This is a genomic window from Pseudomonas sp. ES4 (genome assembly GCF_050586665.1).
Lineage (GTDB): Bacteria > Pseudomonadota > Gammaproteobacteria > Pseudomonadales > Pseudomonadaceae > Aquipseudomonas > Aquipseudomonas frederiksbergensis.
The window spans coordinates 30,405-50,737 of sequence record NZ_JBOBDO010000018.1 but is presented as its reverse complement, the minus strand read 5'-3'; the positions used below and the strand labels follow the sequence as shown (position 1 = coordinate 50,737).

Here is a 20,333-nt window from a genome sequence, read left to right as displayed (position 1 = left end):
TTGCGTCAGGGCGTTGCCGAAATCTCATGAAACCAGTTTTGATCAAGATGTCCCTGGCTCGACGGCTTTTCGTGGCGGGCCTAGAATGAACGCCTACTTTACCGGGTCTTGTAGTCATGCTTCCTGAATGTCAGCTGTTCGGCACCGTTGGTTGCCATCTTTGTGAAGTCGCCGAAGCCATGCTGATGGAGTTTGTCGAGCGCGGTCTGCTGGTGGAACTGGTGGATATCGCGGACGACGAAACATGGTTCGAGGCTTACAGTCTGCGTATTCCGGTTTTACGGCGGATCGATACCGGCGCGGAGCTGGGCTGGCCGTTCAGTGCCGATCAGGTAGTGGCGTTCCTGCGTTAGGCGGTCGGTGTTCCCGCCTGTCGAACTTTGCGATGGTTCCCTTGGCTTTACCGGCATTGATCGGATACTGTATGCACATACAGTTATTCGTGATGCCTGCCTTGCCCTCTGGTTTTCGGGTTTTGGGCAGGCGGTCCGGGCGTGAGAGGGATGAATCGTGGTCAATGTCGAACAATTGAAGAACAGCGTGAACCGGATGTCGGCGGACGTGGTGCGCGAGGCTGTCCTCGAATTGCGCCTGGATGGCCTGGTGACAGAAGGAAAAACTCCTTTCAATAAACTGCATTTCAATACCTGTTTCGCCGAAATCGAAGCCTTGTTCCAGCGCGCGGGCTATCACCGGCAGCTGGATGTCGTGGGCTATCAGGGTTTGTTGTATGCACTTTATGACCCAGGTCGATGGGAGGCAGTCGATGTGCTGCGCTGGCTCAAGGAGTTCACCGAAGCGGCAGCGCGCACGCAGATTCCGGCTTGAGGATTCTCTTCTAGGTTCGTTCCGGTCGCTGTTGGATAATGCCGCCCTGTATTGAGGGTTAGAATTTTCGTATGTCCACTTCATCATTTTCTGCTGCACACAACCAGGCCAGCACGCTCTACTTGCCGCCCGGTCCGTGGCGGACCGTACTCGATTGTCTGTGCGAGCACTTCAGCGCCATCGGTCGTGAACAATGGCTGGACAGAATCGCTCGTGGCCGTGTCCTCGACGGTCACGGCATACCGATCGCCCTGGATCTTCCTTACAAGGAAGGCTTGCGGATTCATTATTTCCGTGAGGTGCCGGACGAAAAGCCGATCCCGGTGGTTGAGTCGATTCTGTATGCGGATGAGCATCTGGTCGTGGCGGACAAGCCGCATTTTCTACCGGTGACGCCGGCGGGTGAATACGTGGAGCAAACCCTGTTGCGACGGTTGATCCGTCGACTCGATAACCCGCATCTGGTGCCTTTGCATCGCATTGACCGGCACACAGCGGGGTTGGTGCTGTTTTCCGCCAACCCTCAGAGCCGTTCCGCCTATCAGTCCTTGTTTCCTACACGGCAGATCGAAAAACGCTACGAGGCAATTGCCCGAGCGCTACCTGAACTGTCTTTTCCGCTGGTCCACAAGAGTCGGCTCATCGATGGCGAGCCTTTCTTCCGCATGCAGGAAGGCCCGGGCGTCAGCAATACCGAAACGGCTGTCGAGGTTACGGAGAAGAACGGTGATCTGTGGCGTTATGCGCTTTACCCGGTGACAGGCAAAAAGCATCAATTACGGGTGCACATGACAGCCTTGGGCGCCAGCATCTGCAACGACCCGTTTTATCCGCACGTACTCAAGGGTGTTGAGGATGACTATGCCAATCCTTTGAAACTGCTCGCTCAGGGATTACGATTTGTGGACCCGGTCAGCGGCCAGGAAAGAGCATTCGAAAGCACCATCACCCTGCAGTGGTGATCACCAAATTCAGCGAATCTGCCGATCTTCAGCCACGAAAAAGCCCGCATGAAGCGGGCTTTTTCATATCCGGTTGTTCACCGCAAAAATTACAGCTCTTTAACGGTACGAACCTGATCCTTGTTGATGCGGTTCTGCTTGCCATCCAGTTGTTCGAATTCGTAGAAACCCGAATCCTTATCGAACTTTGGCGCGTCGACAGCCTGGATTTCTCGACCGTCATTCAAGGTAATCACTGTAGGCGATGCGCAACCGGCGAGGGTAGCGAGGCCCAGTGCGAGCATGAAAGTGGCGAGGGTCCGTTGAGTCATGAGTGTGTCTCCGAATATGAATTCTTTTGGTTACTGAGCTTGAGACGTGTAGAGCGCGCGCAAGTTCCTTCTCGTGTCAGTCTGACACAGAGTTGTGGGCACTTAACAGTTCTGGTGTGTTGAGGTTGGCCAGACGTGGGTCATTGTCGGGGCATTGCAGGGCCGTAGCGCCCAGTTTGCGCATGAGGCGACCCGGGCTGCGTTCACCGTCGCTCCAGGCGCTTTCGAATTCCGCCGAGAGTGCCACGGGAATAATGCACAGCAGAGGCTCCCAGTGTTCGCCATGGCGAAGCATCAGTGGTTGGTCCGGGTGCCGGCTAGCGGAATCGCGCATGCTATTGAGCAGTGCGGTGTCTATGCGCGGTACATCACAAGGCAGCACCAGCAAATGCGCATGGCGGGCGGCCTTCAGGCCTGCGCGAATACCGGCCAGGGGGCCAGGGAAGTCGCCTTCATCGTCATGAACCAATTGGTCGGCGTAGGGTGCGTACTTTTCCAGGTTTCTGTTGCAGGAGATGATCAGGTCATCGCTCAGTGAACGGGTCTTGCGGTGCAAGTGGGCAATCAATGGCTCGCCGTGCCATTCCAGCAGACCTTTGTCCTGCCCGCCCATGCGTTGGCCGCGACCACCTGCCAGGAGCAGAATGGAGCAGGGCGGCAAATGTGTATTCGAGGTCATGGCCGGTCTCCATGGGGGCGGCGAAAAAATGAAGCGCTGTGATATAACACCGGGCTGTTTCTCCTACAACTGGATGAGCCTATGAAAGCCAAGGCTGATGTACCTTTCGCACCGCTCAACATCGCGGTGCTGACGGTCAGCGATACCCGTACTCTGGAAACCGATACTTCAGGCCAGCTCTTCGTCGACCGCTTGAGTGCTGCCGGCCATAACCTGGCGGCCCGGGTTCTGCTCAAAGATGATCTCTACAAAATTCGCGCGCAAGTCGCCAACTGGATTGCCGACGATGTTGTGCAGGTGGTACTGATCACTGGCGGTACCGGTTTCACGGGGCGCGACAGCACTCCGGAAGCGGTGAGTTGCCTGCTGGATAAACAGGTCGACGGTTTTGGTGAACTGTTCAGGCAAATATCGGTGGCGGATATTGGCACCTCTACTGTTCAGTCCCGTGCCCTGGCCGGCTTGTCCAATAGCACGCTGGTCTGCTGTTTACCGGGTTCGACCAATGCCGTGCGCACCGGTTGGGATGGCATTCTTGCCGAGCAGCTGGATTCGCGGCACCGCCCGTGCAACTTCGTCACTCATCTTAAACAGGCGGCACCCTGTGAATCCCGCGGGTAAGCCAGGCAAGACTGGCAGCCTGATGGCTGTCGAGGTGGCATTGGCACGCTTGCTGGCAATGGCGGAAGCCTCACCGATTCGTGAGCGTGAACGCTTGCCATTGGTGCAGGTTCAGGGTCGGGTGCTGGCTGATGACCTGGTCTCGACGCTGGATCTGCCACCTTGGCCCAACAGTGCCATGGACGGTTATGCCTTGCGCGTGGCCGACTGGACTGGAGAACCCCTGGTAGTCAGCCAGAAGATTTTTGCCGGTCAGGCTCCGCAGCCGTTGAAGCCTGGCACCTGTGCACGAATCTTCACCGGTGCGCCAGTGCCCGCTGGTGCAGATTGCGTCGAGATGCAGGAAAACACCGAGATTCTGGCGGATGAGCGAGTACGTTTCACCCAAACCATGGCCCCAGGACAAAACATTCGTCCCCAAGGCCAGGAAGCTACCGTTGGTGAATTGATTCTGCCAGCCGGCACGCGCCTCGGGCCGATCGAGCAGGGGTTGGTTGCATCGCTGGGATGTGCAGAGCTGGACGTGATTCGCAAGGTTCGCGTTGCTGTTCTGTCCACCGGGGACGAACTGATTGAACCGGGTCAGGCGCTGGGACCGGGACAGATTTACAACAGCAATCGAGTGTTGTTGTGCAGTTGGTTGCAGCGTCAGGGCTGTGAAGTGATCGACGCCGGGATTCTCCCGGATGATTTAGCGACTACCCGTACTTGTCTTGGTGAATTGAAAGATGTCGATCTGATCCTTTCCACCGGTGGTGTCTCGGTGGGCGAGGCGGATTTTCTGGGCATTGCCTTGCGTGAAGAGGGCGAGTTGACGTTGTGGAAACTTGCCATCAAACCCGGCAAACCGCTGACATTCGGGCATTTTCGCGGCGTGCCGGTGATTGGGTTGCCTGGCAATCCGGCTTCAACGCTGGTGACCTTTGCTTTGTTGGCAAGGCCCTATCTCTTGCGCCGCCAGGGTGTAAAAGAGGTTGAGCCCCTTAAGTTTCAGGTGCCTGCAGGGTTTGCATGGCCAAAAGCAGGCACTCGACGCGAGTACTTGCGCGGGCGTCTGGAGAATGGCCGGGCAATTATCTACAGGAATCAGAGTTCTGGTGTACTGCGTAGCGCTGCCTGGGCTGATGGTCTGGTTGAGGTGCTGGAGGATCGCACGCTGAGCGAAGGTGACTACGTGGGCTTCATCCCGTTGAGCGAAGTCTTGAGCTGACTCCCGCCGCTGTCTTACCGCGCAACCCCGGTTGATCGAACCGGGTTTCGCGTTCATGGCTTACCCTTGGTGAGCCAGGAGTGTCACGAGCTGGTCGAAACGGCTATTGGCGATCCAGGCCAGAACGCCGATGACGACGGCTGTTCCGATAGCCGAATAGGCAAGCCTGTGTTTTATGGATTTGACGTCACTGCGGACTTCATCGATGTCTCGTCGGATGTATTTGAGGTGTGTCTCCAGTTCAACGACGCGAGATTCCATGGCAGCCTCTCCACTGGGCTTTGCGCTGGTTTTGAATTCAGCTTGATGATTGGCGCGTTTTTCTGCGAAGGATGCAACCGGAGTGACCGGTGACCTGATCTCTTGGCTTTGCATGGCACGTCCCTGTGTAGTTTCTGCTGATGTTTGATAACTGCTGGTGCCAAGGTGTACCAAACGCATTGCTCGGTCAATTGAGCCGATTCCTCACATGTTGTAAGAAAAAATCCCGCCTTGTAGGACGCCATACGGCTCGACTTCAAAAAATTCAAATTCTTGCGACTTTTATGGGGCGAGATGAGGTCAACATTTCCTATACGGAATTCAATCATGGGAGTGACAACTAATGAGCGAACGCAAGGCGCTGTTGATTCTGCATGGCAAGCAAGCGCTCAACGAGGCGGTTCGTTCTGCCGTTGCGGACAAGCGAGAACAGGGTTGGGAACTGGCTGTTCGAGTGACCTGGGAAGCGGGCGACGCACAGCGGCTGGTAGATGAAGCACTGGCGGCAGGCTACACACAGATCATCGCCGGTGGCGGTGACGGTACCTTGCGCGATATTGCCGAAGCCATGGCCGCGCATTCGACACAGGCCAGCCTGGTACTGATGCCGTTGGGGACCGCCAATGATTTTGCGCGTGCCGCCGGCGTGCCTCTGGAGCCCGAGCAGGCGCTGGAACTTCTCGACATTGCACCGAGCGCCATTGATCTGGGGGAGGTCGGCGGGCAGGTGTTCCTGAATATGGCCACGGGCGGTTTTGGCAGCCAGGTCACGGCAAACACCTCGGAGGACTTGAAAAAAATCCTCGGCGGCGCGGCTTACCTATTCACCGGTTTATCGCGGTTCAGTGAGTTGCACGCAGCCTATGGCGAGTTGCAGGGGCCTGATTTCCACTGGAGCGGCGAGCTGTTGGCATTGGGCATCGGCAATGGCCGGCAGGCTGGCGGTGGACACGTGCTGTGTCCAGAAGCGCTGGCTGACGACGGTCTGCTGGACATCAGTATTCTGCCTGCGCCGCAGGAAATCGTCGGCACCTTGAAAACCCTGCTGGCGGATGGCTTCGGCATCGACAACATGTTTGTGCGAGTCCGCTTGCCATGGGTCGAAATCAAGGTCTCGGAAGGCCTCTGTATCAACCTCGACGGCGAACCTCTGGAAGGTGACAACTTGCGTTTCTCGACACGTCCGGCGGCACTGCGCGTGCATTTACCTGAAAACTCGCCGCTGCTGGGGGCATCGCCATTGATCAATCATCCAGGCTGATGATCTGCTCGCGCACGGCGAACAGTACCAGGCCTGCTACATCGTAGATCTGCAAGCGCTTCATGAGTTGCGAGCGGTGGGTTTCAACGGTCTTGATGCTGAGGCCCAGGCCATTGGCGATTTCCCGGGTAGATTTTCCGCGAACGATCAGCCGGAGGATTTCCAGCTGACGCGCTGTCAGGTTGTGCGAATCAGGTTCCGGCTGGTGTTTCTGAGTTCGGGTCAGCGCCTGGCTGATGACGGTATGGGCGATGGCCGGGCTCAGGTAGCGCTCATTGTTACGCAAGGCATCCAGGGCATGTTCGAGCTCGGTGGCCGTGGTGTCCTTGAGCAAGTAGCCATGCGCACCTGTTTCCAATGCCTGCATGATGAGTGCGGGATCGGTGTGCATCGACAGGATCAGCACCTTGCTCTGCGGGCGTACGCGCTTGAGTCGCTGCAATGCGTCAAGGCCACTGGTTTCCTTCATGGAAATATCCAGCAGGATGATGTCGGGGGACAACTGCTCGACCAACTCGAGCAACTGCGAACCGTCATTGGCTTCACCGATTACCGCGTAACCGGGAATATCCAGCACCAGGGCGCGCACGCCTGCCCTGATAAGTGAGTGGTCATCCACCAGAAGTAAGTTACAAGTCAACGCATAACCTTATTCGTACTGGCCCGTTCGAGCGCACGGGGCGCCCAGGGGAAGAGGGCTTCGATTTGAGTGCCTTTGCCCGGCTCGCTGCAAATGCTCAGTGTGCCGCCCAACTGATTGATCCGCTCCGACATCCCTGCCATGCCGCGTTGTCCTTCTCGGCCTGGATCGGTCGCTGGCGCGAAACCCTGGCCATCGTCGCTGATCAATAGCGTCAGGCCCTGCGGCAGACGTTGCAGGCGGACCAACAGATTTTTCGCTTTGGCATGGCGCAATATATTGGTCACCGCTTCCTGGGTGATACGAAAGGCGGCCAGGCTCATTTCCTCCGGTATACCGGACAGGCGCTGATGGCATTCCAGGCTCCAGTGCACCGGTGTGTTGGCCAGTGTCTTGAGTAAATGCGCGCGCAGACTGGCTTCCAGGCCGAGGCTGGTCAGCTGCCTTGGATTGAGAATGGCCGACACGTCTCTTACCTTGGCCAGGGTCTCTTCCAGCGTGTCGCAGAGTACCGAACACTGGCCCTGGAGTTCTTCGGGCATTCGGCGTTTGAGCCAGTCGCTTTGAAGTTTTGCCGCGGTCAGCAATTGGCCGATGTCGTCATGCAGCTCCCGACTGAGCCGGTGACGTTCGTTTTCCTGAACCTCCAACAGCCGGTCAGCCAATTCCTGGGGTTGAAATTTTATCGACTTGCGCGAAAAACAATGCCGCACCCAGACGCAGGCCAACGCGGCGATATTGAGGGCAAGCAGACTCAGCGGCAGGCGAGTGGACAGGCTATAAACCAGCGCGCTGCCAAGCGCCGAGCAGGTACACAACACAAGCATGACCAGGTGCGCGTACTTTGAGGAGGGTAGCCTTCGTATGATTGACTTGAGGCTGGCGTACATAGCGGATGGAGCCAATAGATGTTCGCTGCGGGAAGACCGGGGCATCGAGGATAACGGTCTCTGTCTGGAGTCAATCTGCCATTAATTGACGTCAACTAATGGGCGGCATACTACCACCTAAGATACCGTTGGTCGCGTTTGGTCTATATGTCAGTCGAGTCAGGAAACAAGCACTCTATGGACAGCAGTTCCATAATGGAAAAAGTTGGCTGAAAGAGTGGTTTATTTGGTTTCGAGTTGTCGTAAGCAGGTATGAAATATTCAAATGCGACATGAGCCCGCTAAAGGGGCTTCACGGCAATAAAATTTCAGCACGGCATAGAAGCCCGATAATTCAGGCTTGCCGACCTGCAAAGGAAACGAGTGTGAGCGGTTTGGAATGAGCGGGGGGGTGAAACTGGCTGTGTCCGACCTGAAAGGCGAAGGCTTCGATCAGGGAGGTCTGTTCGCTGTCATCCAGGCTGAGTTGGCCGGTCTTCTGATCGATAAGCTCGAGTTGCCAGGCGATCAACGTCAGGCAGTCTTTCAGCGCACTCAGGGCCTGGTCGTGTAAATCCATGTGATTCTGCGCATGGCTGAGCAAACCATGAATGTGCAACGAAAATTCCGAAACGGCTGCCAAGGCAAGAGCATCGGCCTTGTTGGCCAGTTTGAGCAGGGTGCTCAGCATGCAGTCGATGGCGTCCTTGTCATTGCTGATCAGCTGCAAATGGCTCAGGCACTCCTCGGTTTTAACCAGCAGTGTTTCTGCTTCGACGAGAAATTCAGGGAGCCGGTTAGCCCATTCGTTACGATCGTTCGGCATGTCTATCTCCACAACGTCATGTCAAATGCGGGAGTGTCGTGTGTGTCGACGGGGACGATCATGGTCCCCGCATTGCCATGCCGTCGTGAGATCGCGCGCCGGCCTGTCTGGCTGCAGGCTGGGGAACTCGATAGGGTGGATGGCCACTTACCTGCGATCGCACACAAAAGCCTGACTCCGTTCATGCAATGAGAATGGCGTCACATTAATGGCTATTGGATATTGCGAATATCAGGTTGGGCCTGATTGTTACTAGGGGAATCCCTTACACAGGGGAACCAACCGAACGAAACGAGGTCTCGCGGCAGGCAATGGGGCAGATGAATCGCCTGGCCAGTAAAGCATGATGTTAATGTGACATCAATGTTTGTTCGTGGCATTTTACACGGGGGTCAAGGTCCGGCAAAAACAGCCGATAACCCCCTTTAGTGAATTCATCAGAACAAGCCCAGGAGTCATTGATGGCCGGCATTCTCGACACGGTAGACCAACGCACGCAACTGGTGGGTGAGAATCGCCTGGAAATTCTCATGTTCCGGCTGGCCGGACGTCAATTGTTCGCGATCAACGTGTTCAAAGTGCAGGAAGTGCTGCAACTGCCGAAGCTGACCCTGATGCCCCAGCGTCATCCGTTTGTTTGCGGCGTGGTGAATTTGCGTGGCCAGACCTTGCCAGTGATCGACCTGTCCCAGGCCATCGGCATGCGCCCGTTGGTGCCAGGCCCGACCAGTACGATCATCGTCACCGAGTACAACCGTTCGGTGCAGGCGTTCCTGGTTGGTGGCGTGGACCGTATCGTCAACATGAACTGGGAAGCCATTCTGCCGCCGCCGGCCAGCGCCGGTCGCCAGCATTATTTGACGGCTATCAGCAAGGTCGACGACCAGTTGGTGGAAATCATCGACGTCGAAAAAGTTCTCGCGGAAATCGTCCCGTACAACGCCAAGGTCTCGCGCGAAAAACTCGACGATCCGGTTCTGGAACGTGCCCGTGGCCGTGAAGTGCTGCTGGTGGACGACTCGAACGTGGCCCTGTCGCAATTGCGCGACACCCTGGGTCAACTGGGCGTGAAGATGCACATCGCCAGCGACGGCTTGAAGGCGCTGAACATGCTCAAGGCCTGGGCCGATACCGGTGTGAACATGACCGACAAACTGCTGATGATTTTTACCGACGCGGAAATGCCGGAAATGGACGGCTATCGCCTGACCACGGAAATCCGCAACGACCCGCGCTTGCGTGGCCTTTATGTGGTCCTGCATACCTCGTTGTCCGGCAGCTTCAACGACTCGATGGTGAAGAAGGTTGGCTGCGACAACTTCCTCTCCAAATTCCAGCCGGACAAACTCGTCGATGTGGTGCGCCAGCGTCTGATGCTCGACGAAGTGCCTGCCTGACCCAACACACTCCCACAGTTTTGGCCTTTGATTCGGTGATCAAGCTCGTATAGGGTGGCGTTTTTATCCACCAGGGAGCTGGCCATGTTGCGTCTGAGCGCGCTGTATCGTTATCCGTTGAAATCCGGCAAGGGCGAGATCCTGCAGCAGGTCAGCCTCGACAAGCTGGGCCTGGACGGTGATCGACGCTGGATGCTGGTGGACGAGGCCAGCGGGCGCTTTCTGACCCAGCGTGCCGTGGCGCAGATGAGTCAACTGTCGGCGTTGTGGAATGCCGACGGTGGCTTGACCCTCAGTGCGCCGGGCCGCTTACCGATCAATGTCGCCCTGCCTGCCAGCCACGCTGAACTGCGTGGCGTGACCATTTGGCGCGATACGTTGCGTGTGCCGGATGCCGGTGACGAGGCGGGTGCCTGGGTCAGTGAGTTCATTGGCAAACCGACTCGCCTGGTACAAGTCCCTCTTGATCGCGCACGGACCACCCAGGCCGGCTACGGCAAGGACGATGATCAGGTGGCCTTCGCCGATGGCTTTCCGCTGTTGCTGATCGGACAGGCCTCACTGGATGACTTGTCGCAAAAAGTCGGCCGCCCGCTGGAAATGCTGCGCTTTCGGCCCAACCTGGTGATCGAGGGTAGCGAGGCGTATGCCGAAGATGGCTGGAAGCGTATCCGCATCGGCGATGTCGAGTACCGCGTGGTCAAATCGTGTTCACGTTGCATTCTGACCACCATCGACCCGCAAACCGGTGAGCGCAGCGAAGATCGTGAACCTCTGGCTACATTGCAGAAATACCGTAGCGAAGCCGACGGCGCGATGTTCGGACAGAACCTGGTCAACGACAGCAATGGCCAACTTGAAGTCGGTATGCCGGTGACGATCCTTGAATAGGACCATCTGAACAAAAAAATGCCCGTGTCCAAGGACGCGGGCATTTTTTTGTCGCTGTGAAAACCCGGGGTTTTAGCCGCGGTATTCGCACAGGTAAGCGGTGTCGACGGCCACTTTCAGCTGGAACTTGCTGTTGGCGGGCACGTTGAACTGGCTGCCGGCGGAGAAGGTTTCCCAGTCGCTACTGTCCGGCAGTTTGACGGTCAGGGCGCCGGACACCACGTGCATGATTTCACGCTGGCTGGTGCCGAATTCGTATTCGCCCGGTGCCATGACGCCGATGGTCGCAGGACCTTCAGCGGTGCCAAAGGCGATCGACTTGACGGTGCCGTCGAAGTACTCGTTGACTTTAAACATGGGCGATTCCTCGAAAAGGGCTGAAAAGGGCCGGCCAGTATGCACAAGGCCCATGCCGGCGTCACCTCTCTAAGACGGAAGAACCAATGGTAATAATCGTGCGGTATTGCGCGCATCTTCCAGCGCCCGATGTTGTTGGCCACTGAACTGCATGCCCGCCAGCTGCAGCGCGCCGTTGAGCCCTAACGGGCGTTCCAGACGTCGAGACTTGGCAAAGCGCTGTTTGAGGTTCATGTGCGGAACCCGGCTCAGGGCGCTGTCGAGTTGCAGGCGCTCCCACTCCTGGACCAGCTGTTTGCGATCGTAATCGCCCCAACTGGCCCAGCCTTCGAGGCGCGAGTGATGCTGGCCGAGCCAGTGTTCGAACGACGCCCAGACCTCGCTCAGAGACTGCGCGGCGTCGATGTTGGCCTGGGTGATGTGGGTCAGTTGCCGGCAAAACGGCGTCAGCAAAGGCCGACGCGTCGGGCGTACGAAGCGCTGAAAGCTATCCAGTTCTCGACCTTTTCGGTCCACCAGGGTGGCGCCGATTTCGATGATTTCCATTTCTGTTACTGGCCAACCACCCTCATCGGTGGTGGCTTCCAGATCAATGACCAGCCAGTGAGGCATCGCAGGGTTCCTGGTATCCGCGTCCTGATAGGGCTTGAGCGTAGCCAAACCCGGCGGATCCGCCTAGCGGCTTATTCGACCTCCAACAAAATCTGACGATTTTTCACCTGGTCACCGACCCTGACCTGCAAGCGTTTGAGCACGCCGTCGATGCCTGACTTGAGCGGATGCTCCATTTTCATGGCCTCCAGCACCACCAATAACTGGCCTTTACTGACAGGGCTGCCCTCGGTCACCAGCACGTCGACGATCGCCCCGTCCATCGGAGCCTTGAGGGTGCCGGAGCTGACGCTGGCCTGGCTGCTGACCAAGGCTTGCGTGCGGTCCATCAGCCGCACACTGCCGGGACGGGTGAACAGCCAGAGTTGCCCGGCCTCAAGACGGTAGGCATGGCGTCGGCGGACACCGTTGATGTCCAGGCTGGCCCAGCATCCGTCGCACTGGATGATCTTCAATTCAAAGGGCACTGTTGCGACTTGAATCCGATACGGCTCACCCGATACAGCGTTCAACTCCACAGGCCAATCCTGATCCTCAAGGCCGATTCGATAGTGCAGCGGCACGCTGGCGTTGTTGCGCCAACCGGCCAGTGGCGCGTGATGAACCTGCGCCGAAGCCTGATAGAACAATGCCGCAGCGATGGCCAGTTCTTCGGCGCTCGGCACATGCGCATGCAGGCAAGGATGCTCGGCAAAGTGAGTCGGGATGAAGCCGGTACTGAACTCACCACTGATGAACTGCGGATGTTCGAGCAGGCTGGCGAGCAAACGCTGATTGCTCTGCACGCCGAGCAGCACGCTGTCCTGCACTGCCCGCAGCAGTTTGCGCCGGGCTTCTTCGCGGGTGGCGCCGTGGCTGATGATCTTGCCCAGCATCGGGTCATAAAACGGGCTGATGGTCTGGCCTTCGACCAAGCCATGATCGATTCGCACGCCGCTCTGCAACGCAGGCTCCCAGGCGGTGATGCGACCGGTCTGTGGCAGAAAACCGTGCGCCGGATCTTCGGCGTACAAGCGGACTTCCATGGCATGGCCGCTGAGCTGGACCTGCTCCTGGCGCAACGGCAACGGCAGCCCTTCGGCGACGTGCAACTGCCAGGCCACCAGATCGAGGCCGGTGATCAATTCGGTCACTGGGTGCTCCACCTGGAGACGGGTGTTCATCTCCAGAAAGTAAAACTGCCCGCGCGCATCCAGCAGAAATTCGACGGTGCCAGCGCCAATGTAATTCACTGCGCGACCTGCTTTTAGCGCCGCTTCACCCATGGCCTGACGCAACTCGGCGGTCATCACCGGGCAGGGCGCTTCTTCGATGACTTTTTGATGGCGACGCTGGATCGAGCAGTCGCGCTCGCCAAGGTAGACCAGGTTGCCGTGCTGGTCGCCGAACAGTTGAACTTCGACATGACGCGGGTCGATCAGCGCTTGCTCGAGGATCAGTTCGTCGCTGCCAAACCCATGCAGCGCTTCGGAGCGAGCGGTGCGCAGCTGTTCGAGCAAATCTTTAGCCTCGCGCACCAGGCGCATGCCACGCCCGCCACCGCCGGCACTGGCCTTGATCATCAGCGGATAGCCGATGCGTGCGGCTTCGCGGCTCAGGGTGGCGTCGTCCTGTTCTTCGCCCTGATAACCCTTGATACACGGCACACCGGCATCGAGCATGGCGAGTTTTGACAGGCGTTTGCTGCCCATCAGTTCGATGGCATCGGGACTGGGGCCGATGAAGGTGATGCCGGCATCCTGACAAGCGCGGGCGAACCCGGCGTTTTCCGAGAGGAAGCCATAGCCCGGATGGATCGCGTCAGCGCCGGTGCGCCGGGCGGCGTCGAGAATGGCCGGGATATTCAGATAGGACTGCTGCACCGGTGCCGGGCCGATGTTTACGGCTTCGTCGGCCAGCTGCACATGCAGCGCATTGGCGTCGGCATCGCTGAACACTGCGACCGTGCGATAGCCCAGGGCCTGGGCGGTGCGCTGGATGCGGCAGGCTATTTCACCGCGGTTGGCGATCAGGATTTTTCTGAGTCCGGGCATTGGGTCTTCTCTGAAGTTGTGCGGTGAAAGTGACGGCCTCATCGCGAGCAGGCTCGCTCCCACATTTGAAATGCATTCCCCTGTGGGAGTGAACCTGCTCCGGGCGGCGTTCCGACGATGCTTTTAAGGCGCCCAGCCCGGTTTACGCTTTTGCACGAAAGCCATGGTCCCCTCAATACCTTCAGCCCCGGTCACTGCCTCGCTGAACCAGTCGGCCGCTTCATCCAGCAACGCATTCGAGGGCTGTCCGGCACTCGCCAGCAACAGCTTTTTGGTCGTCGCATTCGCCTCCGGCGCGCAGCACAACACATGGGCCAGAATTTCATCGAGACGCTCGGCCAACGCTTGCGCGTCATGCTCGACAAAATGCACCAGCCCCATGCGCCGTGCGTGTGTGCCATCGAAACGTGCCGCGGTCAGCGCCAGTCGACGTGTCTGGGTCAGGCCGATTCGCTGCACCACGAACGGTGCGATCTGCGCAGGCAGAAGGCCGAGGCTGGTTTCCGGCAGACCGAATTGCGCCTGGTGATCGGCCAAGGCGACATCGCTGACGCAGGCCAGCCCCAAACCACCGCCGAGCACCGCGCCTTGCAGCACCGTGATCACCACTTGCGGCGCGTGTTGCACCTCTTGCAGCAGCGCACCGAATGCGCGATTCAAGTCGCGATAGGCGCTCGGGCCTTGAGCGCGTGCGTTGGCCATGTCCTTGATGTCGCCACCGGCGCAAAAATGCCCGCCGGCACCACCGATCACCAAGGCACGAATCCCACGGTCATCGCGCACGGCCAACAGCACCGCACGCAGTTCCGCGACCATCAGCAGGCTCATGGCATTGCGGCTTTCGGGGCGGTTGAGGGTGATGTGCAGGACGCCGTTGTGCGATTCCAGCAACAAGGTCTGGCAAACCGGCAGGGCGCTCATTTGTTTTTCCCCGGCAGGATGCCCATGAGTTTGCAGATGATCCCCAGCATGATTTCGTCGGCACCGCCGCCGATCGACACCAGCCGCACGTCACGGTACGCGCGGGCCACCGGGTTATCCCACATGAAGCCCATGCCGCCCCAATATTGCAGGCAGCTGTCGCTGACTTCCCGGCCCAGGCGCCCGGCCTTGAGTTTGGCCATCGACGCCAGGCGGGTGACGTCCTGGCCTTTGATGTATTGCTCGGTGGCCTGATAGACCAATGCCCGCAGGCATTCGATTTCGGTTTGCAGTTCGGCCAGGCGAAAGTGGATGACCTGATTGTCGATCAGCGCATTGCCGAAGGTTTTACGTTCCTTGCAGTACTCGATGGTGCTGTCGACGCAGTACTCCAGGCCTTTGATCATGTTCGCCGCGCCGAACAGCCGCTCCTCCTGGAACTGCAGCATTTGCATCATGAACCCCGCGCCTTCGTGGCCGATGCGGTTGCGTTGCGGCACGCGCACGTTGTCGAAAAACACCTGGGCGGTTTCCGAACTGCGCATGCCGAGCTTGTCCAGGTGCGAACTGAGGCTGATGCCCGGGGTGTTCATCGGCACCATGATCAGCGACTTGTTGATGTGCGGTTTGTCGTCTGAAGTGTTGGCCAGCAGGCAGATGAAATCCGCGCTCGGCGAGTTGGTGATCCACATCTTGCTGCCGTTGATCACGTAGTCGTCGCCGTCCTTGCGGGCGGTGGTTTTCAAACCGGCCACATCGGAACCGGCGCCGACTTCGGAAACACCGATGCAACCGACCTGCTCGCCAGTGATCGCCGGTCGCAGGAATACTTCACGCAGCTCATCGGAGCCGAAGCGGGCGAGGGCCGGGGTGCACATGTCGGTCTGCACGCCAATGGACATCGGAATGCCGCCGCAATGGATGGTGCCGAACTCTTCAGCCGCGACGATCGAATAGCTGTAGTCGAGCCCCATGCCGCCAAACTTTTCCGGTTTGGAAATCCCCAACAGGCCGAGCTCGCCGGCCTTGCGGAAGAGCTCGTGGATCGGAAAGCGTCCGGCCTTTTCCCATTCATCGACGTGAGGATTGATCTCGTGATCGACGAATTGGCGGACAGTGCGGCGCAGTGCTTCGTGTTCCTGGGTGAAGATCATTCTTATTGTTCTCCTGACGAACCCGATCGTTCCCACGCTCTGCGTGGTAACGCCTCTATGGACGCTCTGCGTCCGCTCTTGGGACGCGGAGCGTCCCTGGCTGCATTCCCACGCAGAGCGTGGGGACGATCAAAATCTAGCGACGCCGAAGCTGTTGGATTGCAATGGCCGCACTTCAGCCTCATGGCAGATATCCAGCAAGTACCCGAGCAAGGTCCGGGTATCGCGAGGATCGATCAACCCGTCGTCCCACAAGCTGGCGCTGCCGTACAGCGCGGTGGACTGGCTGTCGAGTTTCTGCGCGGTGACCTGTTCCAGCATGTCGAGCATTTTCGGGTCGGGTACCAGGCCGTCCTTGGCCTGTTTGGCCTCGGTGACGATCCGCAGCACTTTGCCGGCCTGGGCGCCGCCCATCACCGCCGTGCGGCTGTTGGGCCAGGCGAAGATGAAGCGCGGGTCGAGGCCGCGGCCGCACATCGCGTAGTTACCGGCGCCATAGGAGCCACCGACGACGATAGTCAGTTTAGGCACCCGGGCATTGGCCACCGCTTGAATCATTTTCGCGCCGTGTTTGATCACGCCCTGCTGCTCCGACTCGGTGCCGACCATGAACCCGGTGGTGTTGTGGAAGAACAGCAACGGCGTCTTGCTCTGATCACAGAGCTGAATGAACTGCGCCGCCTTGCTCGCACCCTTGGGCGTGATCGGCCCATTGTTGCCAATGAACCCGCAGGCGCGGCCTTGAATCTGCAAATGGCCGCAGACGGTTTGCTGATCGAACTCGCCCTTGAATTCGAGAAAGTTCGAGCCGTCGGCTATCCGCGCGATGATTTCGCGCACGTCGTAAGGTTTTTTCGCATCGTCGGGAATCAGCCCGAGCAACTCATCGATGGGGTAGAGCGGTTCTTCCCAGTGACGTTCGGGTAGCCATTGCAGCTGATCGTTCCACCGCAGCAGGCCGACAATCTCGCGCACCAGGCGCACGCCGTCGGCATCGTTCTCGGCCAGGTATTCAGCGGTGCCGGCGATCTGCGCATGCATCTCGGCGCCGCCCAATGCTTCATCGGTGGCGACTTCGCCGGTGGCAGCCTTGAGCAACGGCGGGCCGGCCAGAAACAGCTTCGCCTTGCCACGCACCACCACGACGTAATCCGACAACCCTGGCTGATAGGCGCCGCCCGCCGTGGCCGAGCCATGGACCACGGTGATTTGCGGCAGGCCCATGGCCGACATCCGCGCCTGATTGGCAAAGCTGCGGGCGCCTTCGACGAAAATCTCCGCCGCATAATTGAGGTTGGCGCCACCGCTTTCGGCCAGGGTAATGACCGGCAGTTTGTTCTCCATGGCGATCTGTTGCAGGCGCAGGGATTTTTTCAAACCGCTGGGGGAAATGGTCCCGCCCTTGATCGCACTATTGTTTGCCACTACTAGTACGCGCACGCCGGACACGTAGCCGATCCCGGCGATCAACCCGCCGCCTGCCGAGCTGCCGTCCTTGTCATCGTGCAACTTGTAGCCCGCCAGGCTCGCCAGTTCGAGAAACGGTGCGCCAGGGTCGAGCAGCAGATTGAGGCGTTCACGGGGCAACAATTGGCCGCGCTTGTCGAACCTGGGTTTGGCCTCGGCCGCTTTGTTCAGCAGGTTCTGTTCGAGCTGGCGGACATGCTCGATGCCGACCAGCATCGCCGCGCGATTGCGGGCGAACTGTTCGCTGAATGGGTCCACTTGCGACTGAATCACCGGCATGACTTATTCCTTGTCCTTGAGCACGTCAGGCAGGTAGGCACGGTGAAAACCGTTATACGACTCGCTGATCTGCGCCTTGTGTATCGGCCAGGCACGCCCGCCGAGGCTGGCGGCGCCGTCGATGCGCAAGGTGCTGCCACTGACAAATGCCGCGGCCGGGCTGAGCAGGAAAACGATCGCCGCGCTGACTTCCGATTCGGTGCCGATGCGTTTCAGCGGCACGTGTTCGCGCAAGGTCGGGATCACCGCTTTGAACGCGCCTTCGTAGGTGTCCATGCCGCTGGACGCGATCCAGCCCGGCGCCACGGCGTTGACCCGCACCCCGGCATAACCCCATTCGAACGCGGCGGTCTTGGTGAGGTTGTCCATGCCTGCACGGGCCGCGCCCGAGTGGCCCATGCCGGGCATGCCGCCCCACATGTCGGCGAGCATGTTGACGATGGCACCGCCGTGTTTGCTCATGGATTGGTTGAACACTTCCCGGGCCATCAGGAAGCCGCCCATCAGGTTGGTACGCAACACCGTATCGAAGCCTTTCTGATTGATCGACGCCAGCGGCGACGGGTACTGCCCGCCAGCATTGTTGACCAGGCCGTGAATCGGTCCGTGCTTGCGGATCAATTCGCTGACCACATGCTTGACCGTTTCTTCCTCACGAATGTCGCAGACCATCCAGTCAGCCTTGCCGCCATCTTCGGTAATCTCGGCCGCGACGTTTTTCAGCTTGTCAGCCTTGCGCCCGAGCAGCAGCACATGGGCGCCGAGGGCCGCCAGTTCGTGAGCGGTGCAACGGCCGATGCCGCTGCCGCCACCGGTGACGATGATGTTTTGGCCTGCAAACAAGTCGGCTTTGAAAATCGAATCGTAAGCCATGGCGACAGTCCTCTAGTTGACCCGGTCGGCGATGCGCTGCGGCACCGGTATCTGGATTTCCAGCAGTTGCTGGGCGAAGGCTTTGCCTTGCGGGTCGATCCGCAGGCTGGCCACGCCACCGCCTCCCAGGGCGTTTTCCAGCAGAAAATTAAGGCTGTGGGTGCCCGGCAGGTACCAGCGTTCGACGCGTCCGTGGATCGGATCGAGGACATGACTCATCCAGTCGACGATCACTGCCGGCGTCAAGGCTTCGGCAATCCACGGCAGGTACTCCGGCTCGCGGGCCATGACGCCGATGTTGCTGTGGTTGCCCTTGTCACCGGAGCGCGCCACGGCGAGTTTGACCAGGGCCACGCTGGCATCGGCTCGGCCCGAGGGTTTCGGTGGGGCGTACGCCACGGGCAGGTCGGCGGTGTCGATTGCATCAACGGCGGGCAAGGCACAGGGGTGGCGCTGGCCCTTGAGATCAATTTCCAGCGTGCAGGCGGTTTTGTCGATAAGGAAGGAGAACAGCCGGATCAGCGGATACACCGTCGGCCGGCCACCGACAATCCCGGTCAACCCCGGTGCCATGCCTGTGGCGGCCTGGGCGATCTCCCGGGAAAACACAATCAACGCCTGTTTGCCCGGATGGCGCACCGCGAGTTTGATCACCACTTCGCGGCTGTCCTGACGCTGACCGTGGGGCCCGTAAGTGGCCTCGCTGCCAAGCAATTCGATGTTCACTTCGCTGTAGGGTGGCCAACCGCGCTGACTGAAGATTTCCGAGGTCTTGTTGATGATGGCTTCACTGACTCGACGCGCCTTGTCGACCGCATCGATCCCGGCGATCAGGCAACTGGCGGTGCAGCGGAAACCGTCCGGGTACGTCGCGCTGACTTTGTACTGATCGGTCGGCGGCAGGCCTTTTGCGCCGTGTACCTGAACCGCGTTTTTGCCTTGTTGCACGAGTTTGACTTCAGTGAAATCGCAGACCACGTCCGGCAGCAGATACGCCTGCGGGTTGCCGATTTCATACAGCATTTGCTCGCCGACCGTCAGGGGAGTGACCAGGCCGCCGGAGCCGTCGGGTTTACTGACGATGAACTGGCTGTCGGCGCTGACTTCAACGATGGGAAAGCCGATGTGTTCGTAGTCGGGCACCTCGCGCCAATCGGTGAAGTTGCCGCCGGTGCACTGGGCGCCACATTCGATGAGGTGCCCGGCCAATGCCGCCTGGGCGAGTTTGTCGTAGTCGTGCCAGGACCAGCCGAATTCATGCACCAGCGCGGCGCTGACCACGGCGCTGTCGACCACGCGGCCGGTGATGACGATGTCGGCGCCCAGACGCAGGGCCTCGACGATGCCCGGTGCGCCGAGGTAGGCGTTGGTCGAGACACACATCGGCGGCAGGGGCGCGCCGCTGAACATTTCATGGATACCGCTGCTGCTCAGCTGTTTGAACTGCGGCTGCAGGTCATCGCCCAGCAACACGGCGATTTTCAGCGTCACTCCGGCCTGGTCGCAAGCCGCTTGCAAAGCGGCGGCGCAGGCTTGCGGATTGACCCCGCCGGCGTTGCTGATGACACGGATTTTCTGTTCGGCCAGTTGACCCAGCAGCGGGCTCAGGACTTCGATGAAGTCGCTGGCGTAACCGGCCTGGGGATCTTTCATCCGCGCACCGGCCATGATCGACATCGTAATTTCGGCCAGATAATCGAACACCAGATAATCCAGGCGCCCACCTTCCACCAGTTGCGCGGCGGCGGTCGAGGTGTCGCCCCAGAAGGCACTGGCGCAACCGATGCGGATTGTCTTGGGCACAGTCAACTCCATAGTCACCTGCGATAGAAGTGCGTCGAGACTACCAAGCAAGCGCTTGGTTTGTAAACGGTATAAATA

22 protein-coding genes are annotated in these 20,333 nt (G+C 59.1%); 8 read left to right on the top strand and 14 right to left on the bottom strand.

Annotation, left to right across the window (positions count from 1 at the left end; genetic code table 11):
* The first annotated feature begins 116 nt into the window (after positions 1 to 116).
* The 3 genes from ACQ4OB_RS19355 to ACQ4OB_RS19345 all read left to right on the top strand — a co-directional run bounded on the left by ACQ4OB_RS19355 (position 117) and on the right by ACQ4OB_RS19345 (position 1,790).
* Complete coding sequence (locus ACQ4OB_RS19355; RefSeq protein ID WP_074878797.1) at positions 117 to 353, top strand: glutaredoxin family protein; 237 nt, start codon at positions 117 to 119, stop codon at positions 351 to 353.
* Positions 354 to 510: 157 nt separating this feature from the next.
* Positions 511 to 828 (top strand): hypothetical protein, encoded by a 318-nt coding sequence (locus tag ACQ4OB_RS19350; protein ID WP_008145883.1) that lies wholly within the window; start codon positions 511 to 513, stop codon positions 826 to 828.
* A gap of 71 nt (positions 829 to 899) precedes the next feature.
* Entirely contained in the window at positions 900 to 1,790 is an 891-nt protein-coding gene (locus ACQ4OB_RS19345) for a pseudouridine synthase (RefSeq protein WP_074878796.1), read from the top strand.
* Between the two features lie 89 nt (positions 1,791 to 1,879).
* On the opposite strand, the gene ACQ4OB_RS19340 is transcribed toward ACQ4OB_RS19345, so the two are convergent.
* Both ACQ4OB_RS19340 and mobA read right to left on the bottom strand, forming a co-directional pair.
* A complete protein-coding gene (locus tag ACQ4OB_RS19340; RefSeq protein ID WP_074878794.1) occupies positions 1,880 to 2,101 on the bottom strand; it encodes a YgdI/YgdR family lipoprotein in 222 nt (73 codons plus the stop codon).
* A 76-nt stretch (positions 2,102 to 2,177) separates the two neighbouring features.
* Complete coding sequence (mobA, locus tag ACQ4OB_RS19335) at positions 2,178 to 2,780, bottom strand: molybdenum cofactor guanylyltransferase MobA (RefSeq protein ID WP_430956271.1); 603 nt, start codon at positions 2,778 to 2,780, stop codon at positions 2,178 to 2,180.
* 81 nt (positions 2,781 to 2,861) lie between these two features.
* Between mobA and moaB the strand changes: the two genes are divergently transcribed.
* Positions 2,862 to 3,401, top strand: a complete 540-nt coding sequence (gene moaB, locus ACQ4OB_RS19330) for a molybdenum cofactor biosynthesis protein B (RefSeq protein WP_074878790.1) — start codon at positions 2,862 to 2,864, stop codon at positions 3,399 to 3,401.
* Entirely contained in the window at positions 3,385 to 4,611 is a 1,227-nt protein-coding gene (locus tag ACQ4OB_RS19325; protein WP_102614795.1) for a molybdopterin molybdotransferase MoeA, read from the top strand. Before moaB ends, ACQ4OB_RS19325 begins: the two co-directional genes overlap by 17 nt.
* A gap of 60 nt (positions 4,612 to 4,671) precedes the next feature.
* Here ACQ4OB_RS19325 and ACQ4OB_RS19320 read toward each other — a convergent pair whose 3' ends face one another.
* A complete protein-coding gene (locus tag ACQ4OB_RS19320; protein WP_074878786.1) occupies positions 4,672 to 4,986 on the bottom strand; it encodes a hypothetical protein in 315 nt (104 codons plus the stop codon).
* A gap of 229 nt (positions 4,987 to 5,215) precedes the next feature.
* On the opposite strand from ACQ4OB_RS19320, the gene yegS reads away from it, so the two are divergent.
* On the top strand, positions 5,216 to 6,133 hold the full coding sequence (yegS, locus tag ACQ4OB_RS19315; RefSeq protein WP_430956270.1) for a lipid kinase YegS: 918 nt from the start codon (positions 5,216 to 5,218) through the stop codon (positions 6,131 to 6,133).
* Here the strand turns inward: yegS and ACQ4OB_RS19310 are convergent.
* The 3 genes from ACQ4OB_RS19310 to ACQ4OB_RS19300 all read right to left on the bottom strand — a co-directional run bounded on the left by ACQ4OB_RS19310 (position 6,117) and on the right by ACQ4OB_RS19300 (position 8,468).
* Positions 6,117 to 6,773, bottom strand: coding sequence for a response regulator (locus ACQ4OB_RS19310; RefSeq protein ID WP_074878783.1), 657 nt, complete (start codon positions 6,771 to 6,773; stop codon positions 6,117 to 6,119). The genes yegS and ACQ4OB_RS19310 overlap by 17 nt on opposite strands.
* Positions 6,770 to 7,663 (bottom strand): sensor histidine kinase, encoded by an 894-nt coding sequence (locus ACQ4OB_RS19305; RefSeq protein WP_074878781.1) that lies wholly within the window; start codon positions 7,661 to 7,663, stop codon positions 6,770 to 6,772. The genes ACQ4OB_RS19310 and ACQ4OB_RS19305 overlap by 4 nt, the downstream gene beginning before the upstream one ends.
* A 334-nt stretch (positions 7,664 to 7,997) precedes the next feature.
* On the bottom strand, positions 7,998 to 8,468 hold the full coding sequence (locus ACQ4OB_RS19300; RefSeq protein WP_074878779.1) for a hypothetical protein: 471 nt from the start codon (positions 8,466 to 8,468) through the stop codon (positions 7,998 to 8,000).
* Positions 8,469 to 8,929: 461 nt separating this feature from the next.
* Between ACQ4OB_RS19300 and ACQ4OB_RS19295 the strand changes: the two genes are divergently transcribed.
* Positions 8,930 to 9,865: a chemotaxis protein CheV gene (locus ACQ4OB_RS19295; RefSeq protein WP_074878777.1), complete on the top strand. Its 936-nt coding sequence runs from the start codon at positions 8,930 to 8,932 to the stop codon at positions 9,863 to 9,865.
* Between the two features lie 84 nt (positions 9,866 to 9,949).
* On the top strand, positions 9,950 to 10,756 hold the full coding sequence (locus ACQ4OB_RS19290; RefSeq protein WP_074878775.1) for an MOSC domain-containing protein: 807 nt from the start codon (positions 9,950 to 9,952) through the stop codon (positions 10,754 to 10,756).
* 72 nt (positions 10,757 to 10,828) lie between these two features.
* Here the strand turns inward: ACQ4OB_RS19290 and ACQ4OB_RS19285 are convergent, their stop codons facing one another.
* The 8 genes from ACQ4OB_RS19285 to ACQ4OB_RS19250 all read right to left on the bottom strand — a co-directional run bounded on the left by ACQ4OB_RS19285 (position 10,829) and on the right by ACQ4OB_RS19250 (position 20,255).
* Positions 10,829 to 11,113: a pyrimidine/purine nucleoside phosphorylase gene (locus ACQ4OB_RS19285; protein WP_074878773.1), complete on the bottom strand. Its 285-nt coding sequence runs from the start codon at positions 11,111 to 11,113 to the stop codon at positions 10,829 to 10,831.
* Between the two features lie 69 nt (positions 11,114 to 11,182).
* Complete coding sequence (locus ACQ4OB_RS19280) at positions 11,183 to 11,725, bottom strand: exonuclease domain-containing protein (protein WP_074878771.1); 543 nt, start codon at positions 11,723 to 11,725, stop codon at positions 11,183 to 11,185.
* A gap of 71 nt (positions 11,726 to 11,796) precedes the next feature.
* Positions 11,797 to 13,758, bottom strand: a complete 1,962-nt coding sequence (locus ACQ4OB_RS19275; protein ID WP_430956269.1) for an acetyl-CoA carboxylase biotin carboxylase subunit — start codon at positions 13,756 to 13,758, stop codon at positions 11,797 to 11,799.
* Between the two features lie 123 nt (positions 13,759 to 13,881).
* Complete coding sequence (locus tag ACQ4OB_RS19270) at positions 13,882 to 14,679, bottom strand: enoyl-CoA hydratase/isomerase family protein (protein ID WP_102614789.1); 798 nt, start codon at positions 14,677 to 14,679, stop codon at positions 13,882 to 13,884.
* Positions 14,676 to 15,833, bottom strand: coding sequence for a citronellyl-CoA dehydrogenase (gene atuD, locus ACQ4OB_RS19265; RefSeq protein WP_430956268.1), 1,158 nt, complete (start codon positions 15,831 to 15,833; stop codon positions 14,676 to 14,678). Before atuD ends, ACQ4OB_RS19270 begins: the two co-directional genes overlap by 4 nt.
* 129 nt (positions 15,834 to 15,962) lie before the next feature.
* Positions 15,963 to 17,579 (bottom strand): geranyl-CoA carboxylase subunit beta, encoded by a 1,617-nt coding sequence (gene atuC, locus ACQ4OB_RS19260; RefSeq protein ID WP_102614787.1) that lies wholly within the window; start codon positions 17,577 to 17,579, stop codon positions 15,963 to 15,965.
* Positions 17,580 to 17,582: 3 nt separating this feature from the next.
* The gene (locus tag ACQ4OB_RS19255; RefSeq protein ID WP_102614786.1) at positions 17,583 to 18,452 is read right to left on the bottom strand and encodes an SDR family oxidoreductase; all 870 of its coding nucleotides are present in this window, start codon (positions 18,450 to 18,452) and stop codon (positions 17,583 to 17,585) included.
* 12 nt (positions 18,453 to 18,464) lie between these two features.
* Entirely contained in the window at positions 18,465 to 20,255 is a 1,791-nt protein-coding gene (locus ACQ4OB_RS19250; protein ID WP_430956267.1) for an acyclic terpene utilization AtuA family protein, read from the bottom strand.
* Between the last annotated feature and the right edge of the window lie 78 nt (positions 20,256 to 20,333).